Origin of the sequence: Amycolatopsis sp. SB7-3 (assembly GCF_041021335.1) — a bacterium.
Lineage (GTDB): Bacteria > Actinomycetota > Actinomycetes > Mycobacteriales > Pseudonocardiaceae > Amycolatopsis > Amycolatopsis japonica.
In genome coordinates, this window is sequence record NZ_JBFPJQ010000002.1 from 168,285 (window position 1) to 179,631 (window position 11,347).

12 protein-coding genes are annotated in these 11,347 nt (G+C 69.8%); 7 read left to right on the forward strand and 5 right to left on the reverse strand.

Annotated features, from left to right (window positions below):
• The first annotated feature begins 1 nt into the window (after position 1).
• Genes AB8M46_RS19010 through AB8M46_RS19025 form a run of 4 tightly spaced genes read left to right on the forward strand, consistent with a single transcriptional unit; the run spans position 2 to position 2,153 of the window.
• Positions 2-1,144, forward strand: coding sequence for a Xaa-Pro peptidase family protein (locus AB8M46_RS19010; protein WP_016334197.1), 1,143 nt, complete (start codon positions 2-4; stop codon positions 1,142-1,144).
• Positions 1,141-1,593 (forward strand): Lrp/AsnC family transcriptional regulator, encoded by a 453-nt coding sequence (locus AB8M46_RS19015; protein WP_016334198.1) that lies wholly within the window; start codon positions 1,141-1,143, stop codon positions 1,591-1,593. Before AB8M46_RS19010 ends, AB8M46_RS19015 begins: the two co-directional genes overlap by 4 nt.
• 46 nt (positions 1,594-1,639) lie before the next feature.
• Complete coding sequence (locus AB8M46_RS19020) at positions 1,640-1,867, forward strand: hypothetical protein (protein ID WP_007035425.1); 228 nt, start codon at positions 1,640-1,642, stop codon at positions 1,865-1,867.
• The gene (locus tag AB8M46_RS19025) at positions 1,854-2,153 is read left to right on the forward strand and encodes a hypothetical protein (RefSeq protein ID WP_005150941.1); all 300 of its coding nucleotides are present in this window, start codon (positions 1,854-1,856) and stop codon (positions 2,151-2,153) included. The genes AB8M46_RS19020 and AB8M46_RS19025 overlap by 14 nt, the downstream gene beginning before the upstream one ends.
• On the opposite strand, the gene AB8M46_RS19030 is transcribed toward AB8M46_RS19025, so the two are convergent.
• Together AB8M46_RS19030 and AB8M46_RS19035 are read right to left on the reverse strand one after the other, a co-directional pair.
• Positions 2,150-3,223: a GDSL-type esterase/lipase family protein gene (locus AB8M46_RS19030; RefSeq protein ID WP_051972825.1), complete on the reverse strand. Its 1,074-nt coding sequence runs from the start codon at positions 3,221-3,223 to the stop codon at positions 2,150-2,152. The two genes, AB8M46_RS19025 and AB8M46_RS19030, sit on opposite strands and share 4 nt — an antisense overlap.
• A 70-nt stretch (positions 3,224-3,293) precedes the next feature.
• Complete coding sequence (locus tag AB8M46_RS19035) at positions 3,294-4,196, reverse strand: LysR substrate-binding domain-containing protein (protein WP_394360988.1); 903 nt, start codon at positions 4,194-4,196, stop codon at positions 3,294-3,296.
• A gap of 96 nt (positions 4,197-4,292) precedes the next feature.
• Between AB8M46_RS19035 and AB8M46_RS19040 the strand changes: the two genes are divergently transcribed.
• Positions 4,293-5,132: an oxidoreductase gene (locus AB8M46_RS19040; RefSeq protein ID WP_394360989.1), complete on the forward strand. Its 840-nt coding sequence runs from the start codon at positions 4,293-4,295 to the stop codon at positions 5,130-5,132.
• A 1-nt stretch (position 5,133) separates the two neighbouring features.
• Here the strand turns inward: AB8M46_RS19040 and ovoA are convergent, their stop codons facing one another.
• A complete protein-coding gene (ovoA, locus tag AB8M46_RS19045) occupies positions 5,134-7,404 on the reverse strand; it encodes a 5-histidylcysteine sulfoxide synthase (protein ID WP_394360990.1) in 2,271 nt (756 codons plus the stop codon).
• Between the two features lie 190 nt (positions 7,405-7,594).
• Here ovoA and AB8M46_RS19050 point away from each other — a divergent pair, with 190 nt between their 5' ends.
• Positions 7,595-8,881 (forward strand): ATP-grasp domain-containing protein, encoded by a 1,287-nt coding sequence (locus tag AB8M46_RS19050; RefSeq protein ID WP_394360991.1) that lies wholly within the window; start codon positions 7,595-7,597, stop codon positions 8,879-8,881.
• On the forward strand, positions 8,878-10,092 hold the full coding sequence (locus AB8M46_RS19055) for an MDR family MFS transporter (protein ID WP_394360992.1): 1,215 nt from the start codon (positions 8,878-8,880) through the stop codon (positions 10,090-10,092). Before AB8M46_RS19050 ends, AB8M46_RS19055 begins: the two co-directional genes overlap by 4 nt.
• Before the next feature lie 7 nt (positions 10,093-10,099).
• On the opposite strand, the gene AB8M46_RS19060 is transcribed toward AB8M46_RS19055, so the two are convergent.
• Both AB8M46_RS19060 and AB8M46_RS19065 read right to left on the reverse strand, forming a co-directional pair.
• Positions 10,100-10,726, reverse strand: coding sequence for a maleylpyruvate isomerase family mycothiol-dependent enzyme (locus AB8M46_RS19060; protein ID WP_394360993.1), 627 nt, complete (start codon positions 10,724-10,726; stop codon positions 10,100-10,102).
• Between the two features lie 16 nt (positions 10,727-10,742).
• Positions 10,743-11,261 carry a hypothetical protein gene (locus AB8M46_RS19065; RefSeq protein WP_394360994.1) on the reverse strand — a complete coding sequence of 173 codons (519 nt, stop codon included), beginning with the start codon at positions 11,259-11,261 and terminating at the stop codon, positions 10,743-10,745.
• Positions 11,262-11,347: the final 86 nt, after the last annotated feature.

Here is an 11,347-nt window from a genome sequence, read left to right on the forward strand (position 1 = left end):
CATGTCGCGCCGTTCCCTTCACAACCCAGCCCCCGACGCCGCCAGCCTCCGCGCCCGCCTCGACCGGGCCCGCGCCGCGGCGGCCGCCGCCGACACCGACGCCCTGCTGATCGCACCCGGCTCGGACCTGCGCTACCTCATCGGCCAGGCCGGGGGCTCCTTCGAACGGCTGACCACGCTGGTGATCCCGGCCGACGGCGTTCCGGCGCTGGTCCTGCCGAAGCTGGAAGCCCCCGGCTACGCCGACGTCCCCGCCGACGAACTCGGCATCGAGATCGTCACCTGGGTCGACGGCGACAACGCCTACGAACTGGTCGCCGACCGGCTGGGCAAGCCCGGCCGCGTGGCGGTCAGCGACTTCACCCCGGCGCTGCACGTGCTCGCCTTCCGCGGCGCGCTCGGCGACGCCGACCAGACGCTGGCCGGGCCGATCGTGCGCGAACTGCGGATGCGCAAGGACGCGGCCGAGATCCAGGCGCTGCGCGACGCGGGAGCGGCGATCGACCGCGTGCACGCCCGCGTGCACGAATGGCTGCGCCCCGGCCGCACCGAGGCCGAGGTCGGCGCGGACATCACCGCCGCCATCGTCGAAGAGGGCCACACCCACGCCGACTTCGTGATCGTGGGCTCCGGCCCCAACGGCGCCAGCCCGCACCACGACGTCTCCGAGCGGGTGATCGAGCGCGGCGACGTCGTCGTGGTCGACATCGGCGGCCCGATCGCCGAGGGCTACAACTCCGACTCCACCCGCACATACGCGGTCGGCGAGCCGCGTGACGCCGACGTCGCCGAGACGTACGCCGTGCTGCAGCGCGCGCAGAAGGCCGCCGTCGACGCCGTCCGTCCCGGTGTCACCGCCGAGTCGATCGACGCCGCCGCGCGCGACATCATCGCCGAAGCGGGGTACGGCGAGTACTTCATCCACCGGACCGGTCACGGCATCGGCCTCGACGTGCACGAGGAGCCCTACATCATCAAGGGCAACGCGCTGCCGCTCGAGCCGGGCATGGCCTTCAGCGTCGAGCCCGGTATCTACCAGCCCGGCCGCTGGGGCGCCCGTATCGAGGACATCGTCGTGGTCACCGAGGACGGCGTCGAATCGGTCAACCAGCGCCCGCACGACCTGATCGTGCTCGACGCATGACCGGTTCCCTGGAGCCGCTGGACCAGGCCATCGTGCAGGAACTGGCCGCCGACGGGCGGCGCAGTTTCACCGATCTGGCCGAACGGGTCGGGCTTTCGGTGTCGGCGGTGCACCAGCGGGTGCGCCGTCTGGAGCAGCGCGGGGTGATCCTCGGCTACACGGCGCGGCTCGACGGCGAGCAGATCGGCCTGCCGCTCACGGCGCTGATTTCGCTGACGCCGAACGATCCGGCCGCGCCGGACGACTATCCGCAGCGTCTGGAGCACATCAAGGAGATCGAGTCCTGTTACTCGGTCGCCGGCGACGAGTCGTACATCCTCCTGGTCCGGGTGGCGTCGCCGCTCGGCCTGGAGGATCTGCTCCGCCGGATCCGCGAGTCCGCCAAGGTCTCGACCCGGACCACGGTGGTGCTGTCGACGCCGTTCGAGGGGCGCTCGCCCACCCTGTGAGACGAGAGGAGGGGTGGGCTTGCGCGGCGCTGGTACGATAAAAGGTATGGCAACACGTAAGGTCACTCTCTCACTCGACAGTGGTGCGCTCGAGTTCGCCGAGCGGGCCGCGAAGGCACACGGGATCTCGGTCTCGTCGTGGTTGTCCAAAGCGGCCCGCAGGGAGGCCGTGCGCACCGGATACACCCCGCAGCGCGCCCCGGTCGAACCGTCCGCCGAATCGGACGAGGCCGAGCTGACCGCCGCGGAGAAGGATCTGCGTGCACAGGGGTGAAGTCTGGACGTACCACCCCCCGACCGAACCGGCACGGCAGCGCACCGTCGTCCTGCTGTCCTCGGACGGGGTGAACGAATCCGAGCGGCCGTGGCTGCTCGGCACCGAACTGCTGGACCGTGATCCGCAGGACATCCTCGGTGTCGCCGTCGACGCGCGGTACTGGGTCTCCACGCTGAACCTCACGCGCCTGTACCGGCCGTGGTTCGACGAGAAGATCGCGGAGATCGACCAGGAGGTCCAGGAGCGCATCGACATCGCGTTGCGCGCCGCTCTCGATCTCTAGCGAGCGACCACCTCGGGTGCCGCGTGCAGTTTGCCATCGGGGCCCGAGAGGCACGACGCGTTACCCGCGCGCGCGGCGAGGAACTCGTTGAGGCAGTTCGCGATCTGCGCGTGGCCGTTGGCGTTGGGGTGGAAGGACTCCTGCAGCGCGTGGCTCGCGCGGTCGACCTGGCCGAGGTCGCGCAACTGCAGCGTCAGCCTGCTGAACCACTCGTTCGCCGGTTCGCTGCTGCACGCCTCGTGCCCGGCTCCGGCTCGCGAGAGGTCGAGGAATCGTGCGCTGGTCGCCCTCGATGCCTGTTTGAGCCCGTCCGACAGGACGGAGACGCCGTCACGGCGCATCCACTCCAGATCCTCGGTGCGGAACGGGCAGCCGTTCAGGCTGCGCAGCGCCTCCGGGATCTGCGGGCCGACAGGCGAGGCGTACGACATCAGCACGAGCTGATAGTCCGCCGGGACGTAACCCGCCTGCGCCAGCACCTTCTTGACGTCGGCGACCGCGTTGGTCACCTTCGGCACCATGGCGTCCACTTTGGACTTCCAGGTGGTGCGAAGCGCCGCGCTGCACGGCGGGTTCTGCGGCGAGAACCACGCCTTGAAACACTCGTTGACCTGAGCGGAGAACTTCGGCTCGTCGTTCGCGCCGACCGCGATCACCACCGCGGCGACCCGGTGATCCTTGATCAGGTTCGCGAGCTGTTGCGCCTGCGACGGCTCCGTCCACTGCTTGGCCTCGCCCAAGGCGATCTGCTCCGAGGGCGCTCCCGAACACGCGAGATTCACGCGCGCGGTGACGTCCGGGATCTTGATCTGCTCGACGAAGGCGTTGGGGGAGCGGTGACACCAGTTGCCGCCCTGCCCGTTGGTGGTGGGCGTGTAGTCGCCCGCGCCCTCACCGGAAACGGTGCTGTCGCCGATGGAGACGACCGTCAGCGGCCCCGTCCCCGGCGGCCCTTGGCGCGGGGACGGCTGCCCTGGGCGGCTTTCCGACCCGGTAAAGGCAATGAACCCGACGAGAACCACCACGAACGTGAGCGCGAGAGCACCCCACCACCACCGGAAACGTCGCATCGTCACCGGATTCTACGGACCCCGTGGCCCGAGAGGGTGATCATGGCGGTGTGACGGTCGCGATGCCCGGTCAGCCGGCCTCCGTCAGATCCGTTCCGGCCGCCAGCTCCGTCACGATGTCGAGCACACCGGGCAGCGCGGGTTTGTCGTTTTCCGGCGACCATGCCACCACCGTCCGCGCGGTGTCGCCCGTCAGCGGGACGAACACCACGCCGCTCCGGCGCAGGCTGCGCGAAGACCGGGCCAGCCTGGTCACGCCGATCCCCGCGGCGACGAGACCGAGCAGTCCTTGTACGGTCGCGGCCCGCTGGACGACGCGCGGCGTGAAGCCCGCGGCCTCGAATTCGTGGTCGTAGCGGCGATGCCAGGGCTCCCAGGAACTTCGTGGCGTGAGCACCCACGGCTCGTCCGCCAGGTCGGAGAGTTTCAGCTCGGTGGCGGACGCGAGCCGGTGTCCCTCCGGGAGAACGGCGCAGACCTCCTCGGTGATCAGCGTGCGGGTCTCGAAGCCCTCGATCAGTGGAGGCCGGGTGAAGATCAGGTCGTAACGGCCGCTGCCGAGGCCGTCGACGAGTGGCGCGATCTGGGTGTCGTCGGTGGTGAGGGTGAGATCGGGGAGGCGCTCGCGGATCGCGCGCACCACCGGCGGGAGGAGATAGTTGGCCGTGGTGGTGAGGAAGCCGAGATGCAGCGTGCCGAGTTCGCCGCGTACCGCGCGGTCCAGTACCGCCAGCGCTTCGTCGTTGCGAGCCAGGACCGCTCGGGCCTCGGGCAGGAACAGCGAGCCGATCTCGGTGAGCCGGGTTCCGCGGCTGTCGCGCCGCAGCAGTCTCGCGCCGAGAACCCGTTCCAGCACGGTGATCTGCTGCGAAAGGGACTGCTGGGCGATGTGCAGGCGCCGCGCGGCCTTCGTGAAGCTCGCGTCCTCGGCGACGGCGACGAAATAGCGCAACTGCCGCAACTCGGGGGTCACAGGCTCTGACTGTAGCCGCACCAGGGAACCGGTGTTGGCGGGACGGGCGCGGCCTTCGCAGGATGGGTCGCAGGAACTTCACTGGAGGAAACAGGAATGACGAAGGAAACCGACGGCCGCGTCTGGCTGATCACCGGCTGCTCGTCCGGGTTCGGCAGGCATCTCGTGCTGGCGGCGCTCGACGCCGGTGATCGCGTGATGGCGACGGCGCGCCGTCCGGAGACGCTGGCGGAACTGGAAGAGCTGGGCCAGGGCCGGGTGCGCACCGCGGCGCTCGACGTCACCGACCCGGCACAGATCGAGGCCGCCGTGCGGGCGACACTCGCCGGGTTCGGCCGGATCGACATCCTGGTCAACAACGCCGGCCACGGTTCGGTCGGCGCGGTCGAGGAACTGACCATGGCCGAGCTGCGGTCGCTGATGGACGTGATGTTCTTCGGCGCCGTCGAGGTGACGAAAGCCGTCTTGCCGCATCTTCGGGCGCAGGAAAGCGGCGCGATCGTGCAGATGAGCTCGATGGGCGGTCAGCAGAGCCCGCCCGGTTTCGGGGCTTACTGCTCGGCGAAGTTCGCGCTGGAAGCGATGTCGGAGTCTTTGGCGGCCGAAGTCGCACCGTTCGGCGTGAAGGTGCTGATCGTGGAGCCCGGCGCGTTCCGGACCGAGTTCGGCGGCAGCCGGTTGCACCGCTCTCGGGTGATCGACGCCTATCGCGAATCCACGGGGGAAATCCGGGATTTCGTCGAAGGGATGGACGGTTCGCAGCCCGGCGACCCGGCGAAGGCCGCCGCCGCGATCCTGAAGGTGCTGGACAGCGACGACGCTCCGCTCCGGCTCGCGCTCGGCGACGACGCTGTCGACGGGCTGCGTGCCACGCACGAGGCGAGGGCGGCGGAACTGGCCGCCTGGGAAGAGCTGAGCCGCTCCACCGCCCTCTGAATCAGCGTTTGCGCCAGACGGAGACCTCCAGGTCGGTGATCTCGTACCGGTGGCCGTCGGCCTTGGTCAGGCTCGGCTCCGTGCTTTCCGACAGCAGCTCGAACGCCTCACCGAGGACGTTCGCGAGCTCGACGGCCGACGCCCGGGGGAGCGCCACGAGCAGCAGCCCTCCGGTGCGCAGGAAGGTCTCCGAGCCGGCGAGCGGGCGCAGGTAGCCCGCCGCGCCGCCGAGCCGGTCGAAGGCGTCCGCCACGACCACGCCGTCGAACGTGCCGAGCGCGGCGGGCGGGCGCCCGGCCTCGGCGAGGGTGAAGGACACGTCGCCGTCCGGCGCGATCGACGGCCGCCGCGCGTGCGGCTCCCCGCGCCCCGGCACCCGGTATCCGACGTCCCAGCCCTCGGCCAGCCGTTTCGCCGTCGCGACGAACGTCGGCCGGTCGTCGAGGCCGACGACGTCGATCGGCCGCCCGGCCAGCGAGAACGCCAACCCGCCCGCCGCGGTGGCGAGATCGGCGACCCGCCGCAGTTCGACCCCGGCTTCGTCGGCGGCTTCGAAGAGCGTCCTGGCCAGCCGGTCCGGATGGCCGACGGTCGCGGCCAGCGGATGACCGGCCCGGCCGAAGACCTGTTCGGCGGTACCGTACTGGCTGAGCAGGGCCTGGTCGAGCTCCGTCCGGGCCTCACCGTCCAGAGTGGACTCCGGTGCGACGACCAGCCGGATTCCCGCCTGCTGCAGGAAATGCGGCCGGTAGAAGTGCCGCGCCCAGATACTGCCCAGCTCGCCGGTGCTGATGTAGGCGCCGCCCAGAATCAGCTGATGCTGACCGCCGTAACTGGGTACCGAGAAGTCCTCGTAGTAAGGATGCGGGGTGAAACCTTCGAGCGGGTTGAAGGTGTCCTCGCTCCACGCCCACAGGTTGCCGCCGGCGTCGTGCAGGCCCTGCGACGTCGTCGGCGAGTGGTCGACGGGGCCTTCCGAACCCCAGGCCAGGCCCAGGTTGATGCCGGTCTCCCGCAGCTGTGCGCCGTCGAGCCGCATGACGACGTCGTCCGCGACGCCAGGACGTTCCGGAAGGTCGCGCAGCAGGAAGTACTCCGCTTCGGTCGGCAGCCGGTATTCCCGTCCGTCCTTTTCGGACCGCCAGGCGGCGAAGGCCTTGGCCTCGTGGTAGTTCACCACCACCGGCCAATCCCACGGCATGTCGATCTCGTCGAACAGCGTCCGCAACCGGAACGCGTGCAGCCCGGTCGGTCCGGTGGGAACCCAGAACCGCGGCCACTTGGTGTTGCGGAAACGACGCCACGCCTCGCCTTCCGCCGACCACAACTCCGGCCGCCGGTAGCCGCCGTCGGCGACGAAACCGTGGAACTCGCCGTTGCTCACCAGACAGCGGGCCGCCTCGAAGTCCGGCAGCTCTTGACGGCGTGAACCGTAGGCACTGTCCCAGCCGTAGGACGGGAAGGACTGCGGTTTGCCCAGCCGGGCCGTGCGGCCGGGCACGGTGACGGTGCCGTTGGCGGGCACGGAACCAGGTTCGGGCTTACCGGTCTCGGTGGTGCGGCGCAGCGGCGACGGCGCGGGCCACTCGGCGGGACGTTCCACCAGGCTCGACCGCATCTCGCGGACCAGCACCGAACTGGTCTCCAGATGGATGCGGTCGTGCTCGATCGCCAGCAGCAGGGCCCAGGCCTGGTCGTCCATCGTCACCGGACGCCCGAGATCCGGGGCGAACGGGGTGCTCTCGATGATGCCGACGACCGTCCGGTACACCTCGGCGCGGTAGTCCTTCACTTCCGAAACCGACGGCCACACCATGTCGTTCTTCGACATGTCGTCCCACGAGTTCTCGTCGACGCCCATTTCCAGGACGTGCTCGAGATAGGCGTCGATCGGCGCGTCCAGCAGTCCGGAGACCCGCAGCTTGTTGACGTACAGCGCGGTCGTATGCCCGTAATAGAAGATCATCGGGTGCCGCAGGTTGTGGTCCGGCGGGCGGTAGAACGCTTCCGCGCCCTTCAACCCGGCGAAGAGGACCTCGTGCAGCGTCCACGCGTTGTCGAAGTAGTCCAGCACCTCTTCGCGGCTGCAGACGGAGAGGTCGGGCAGCGGCAGCGCTCTGATCTCGCCGGATTCGGCCACGCCAGGGCAGCGGCCGGGTTCGGGACGGACCCCGGTGTACCACCACTGTGGATCGCGGGCTCCGTTCAGCCGCTCGTCGGAGTGCTTTACCGCGTTTCTCTCCCAAGGTTCCAAGGTGGACGTCGACGTCATGTGACCTCACTTCGGTTCTGGGGCACTGGGGGCGGGTGCCGAAAACCGTCGCATCTTCGAAAAGGTCATTTCCTCTCCATTCGTGCGCTGAATCGCCCGCCGGAAGAAGCCCGGCACGGGAGCGCAAGCGTGGAGATGCCCGGTGATCGCGATGCTGGGACCGTCGGTGTTCCGATCCACCGGTTGAGAGGTGAACCTCTTGTCGACGAAGCCCTGTGTCGTGCTCGTGGACACCTACGAAACGGCCGACCACGGGTTGCCGCAGACCGCCCGGCACATCGCGCCGACGTTCTTGGCGCTGGGCGCGGAGTGCGTGCGCGTGCAGAGCGCGCCCGACGCACCCGGGCAGTACCGCAATTCCGCACCCACCATGAGCAACTATCGCGAGAACATCGTCCACGACGGCGACCTCGCGAAGACCGTGGACGCGCTGGCGGCGCACCGGCCGGTCGCGGTCGTGGCAGGCGGCGAGTACGCCGTCGCGTTCACCGACGAGCTCAGCGAGGCGCTGGGAGTGCCGTCGAACGGAACCGCGCTTTCCCTCGCCAGGCGCGACAAGGCCGCCATGGGCGAGGCCGTCGCCGCGGCGGACCTACCCGTCGCGCGGCAGCTCTCGACCTCCGACGAGGCCGAACTCGCCGCATGGCACCGGAAGGTGGGCGGGCGGATCGTCGTCAAACCGAACCGCAGCGCCGGCGGCGACGGTGTGTCCTTTTGCGACACTCCGGAGCGCTCCGTCGAGGCGCTGCGCACGATCACCGGCCGCCAGAACGTGTTCTCCGAGGACAACGACCTCGTCATCGCGCAGGAATACCTCGCGGGCACCGAGTACATGATCAACACGGTCAGCATGGACGGCCTGCACCAGGTGTGCGACATCTGGAAGACCTCGCGTTTCGCCATCAACGGCGTCTCCGACCTGCTCGGTGCCTGCCAGATCGTGCCGAGGCGCGGGCCGGGCCACGACGAACTGGTGAACTACGCGTTCGCGGTGCTCGACGCGCTCGGTATCCGGCACGGCGCCGCGCACGTCGAGGTCAAGCGGACCCCACAGGGCCCGCGCCTGATCGAGGTGGGGGCCCGCCTCTCGGGCGGCGACCTGCCGCATCTGGCGCGGCTCGCGATCGGCGAGTCGCAGCTGGACTGGATGGCGGACGCGGTGCTGCGGCCGGAGCGGTTCCGCGAACGGTGGGGCGAGGACTACCGGATCCGGCGGCATTACGCCTGGTCCGCGCTGCTCTCGCCGGTCGAAGGCACGCTCCGCCGGTACACGGTGCTCGACGACATCGAGCGGCTGGAGAGTTTCCACGAGATGTTCGTGCTGACCCGGCCGGGGAAACCGTTGCGCCGCACCGTCGACGACACGACGTTCCCGGTGGTGGTCACGTTCATGCACGAGATCGAGGAGTACGTCCAGCGCGATCTCGGCACGCTGCGGTATCTCGACGGCGTGGGCTGCTACGAGCTCGAACCATGACGACGCCGGGGTTCCTGCGGACCCGGCTCGGCGGGCTGCCGAAATCGTTCTGGGTGCTGTGGACGGGCACGCTCGTCAACCGGCTCGGCACGATGGTCCTGCCGTTCCTGGCGCTGTACCTGACCAGTGAACGCGGCCTTTCGGTGGCCACGGCGGGAACCGTGCTGGCGCTGCTCGGCATCGGCCAGGTGTTCTCGCAGCTGATCGGCGGCATGCTGGCCGACCGCATCGGCAGGCGGGCGACGCTGACCGGCGGCATGCTCGCCACCGGCGCGATCATGCTGGTGCTGGGGTACGTCGAACGGCTCGAACTGATCGCGGTGGCCGCGCTGCTGCTCGGGCTGGCGCTCGACGTGTTCCGTCCGGCCACCCAGTCGATCGTGGCGGATCTGGTACCCGGCGCCGACCGCACCCGGGCTTTCGGGCTGCTCCTGTGGGCGATCAACCTCGGCTTCTCGATCGCGATGGTGCTGGGCGGCACGTTGGCCCGCGCGGGATTCACGACGCTGTTCTGGGTCGACGCGGCGACGTGCGTGCTGTTCGGGCTGCTGGTCTGGCGGGCGGTGCCGGAGACCCGCGGTGGCGGCGGACCCAGGGAGCGCGGCGGCTTCACCGTCGTGCTGCGCGACCGGGTCATGGCCGGGCTGATGCTGGTCTCGCTGGTGGTCGCGTTCGTGTTCCTGCAGAGCCTGGCCACGTTGCCGCTGGCGATGCGCGAGGACGGTCTTTCCCCGGCGGGGTACGGGCTGGTGATGGCGGTGAACGGGATCGTCATCGTGGTCGTGCAGCCGCTGGTGGGGCATCGGCTGGGCCGGTGGGATCCGTCGCGGGTGCTCACGTTCGGGATCCTGTTGACGGGCCTGGGTTTCGGGGCCACCGCCTTCGCGTCGACGACACCGGCGTACGCGGCGTGCGCGGTGTTCTGGACCCTCGGCGAGATCGTCATCCAGTCGGTGGGTGTGGCCATCGTGGCCGAGCTCGCCCCTCCGCATCTGCGTGGCCGATACAACGGCGCGTACGGCACGGCGGCGGGCCTCGCCGCGTTCGTCGCCCCGCTCGGCGGCACCCAGCTGCTGGTACTGGGCGCGCCCGTGTTGTGGACCGTCTGCCTGGGCTTGTGCTTGGCCGCGGCCGTCGGCCAGCTGCTGCTCGGCAACGCGGTCCGGCGCCGGATGGCCACCACGGCGGTTCCCGTCGCGGCCGTCGGCTGACCGCGCCTCAACCGTCCATTCTGGACGCGAGGATCGCCGCGCCGGGACCGGAAAGTTCGTCCAGTGCCACGTCCCGGCCGGCGATCGACAGCAGGACCGCCTCGCCGGGGCCGCGCACCTCCGGCCCGGATCCGGCCGACCAGTCCAGGTCCGTGGCGACGAGCCGGAGTCCGCGTGCGCGCTTGCCCGCCTTGACCGGCGGCGCGTAGCGGGCGAAAGCCAGCGCGTGACGCAGCCTTTCCGGCGGTACCTCCCGCGGAAACCCCAGCGGCCGCCGGATGTCCTGGTGATGGAGCAGCCCGTCGAGCAGCGCCACCCGTCCGCCGAACGCCGACGTCAGGCCGCGCGGTTCGAGGTGTCGCTCGATCCTCGCGATGAGCTCCTCCGGTGTCCTGTCCGGCTTTCGCGCGACGCCGAGCGCGTTCATCCGGTTCAGCCGCAGCCCGCCGCGGACGGCCTGGCCGGCGAGATCGCGGAAACGCTGGGCGTCGTAGTCGACGACGTGGGCGACCACCTCGCGAACCGTCCACTCCGAACACAGGGTCGGCGCGTCCCAGTGGCGAGGGGACAGCGTTCGGAGGAAGGCGGCGAAGTCCGCCCGCTCGTCCCTGACGAGTCGCGCGACCGTTTTCATCGGCGGCCTCCTGTGGTCATTCGTAGTCGAGCCACCCGCAAACGTAGTAGTTCGTGTCCTCGTTCCGCTCGACGTACCAGGAATAGACGACGTCACCCGCGAGTCTGCCGGTGCGCGCGTTCCGCTGGGTGACCTTGGCCTGGACCGTCACGAACTCCTGTCCCGACGGGACGGAGTACGGCAGCATCTCCCAGCGCTCGACGTAATGCCCGTGGAGTTCGAAGCCGAGCAGCGTCGATCGCAGGCGCGGGCAGGTTCCGCTGCGCAGGGCGGTCATGTCGTGATTGGCCAGCCCGTTCATGTACACCTGGAAGACGCGGTCGATCGCGGCGGGTTCGAGGCCCGGAGCGGAGGACGTGGACGACGTTGTCGGTGCCGACGTCGTCACGGTCACGGTGTGCGGCTCTGGCGGGGGAGACGTTTCGGGTGGGAGGTCGGAACGGGAGAGCGGGAAGCCGCCGCGGCACGCGGAGAGCGCGATGCCGACGCCGATCAGAAGCACGCACGCGCGGGCGCGCGAAGTCGAAGGTCTCACGGTGGCGACGCTAAGCGGCGTTCATGAAATTCGGATGAAAGGCTCTGTGGGTCGGGCCGCGCGTGAAGGCCCCCTTCCCTCGGCTC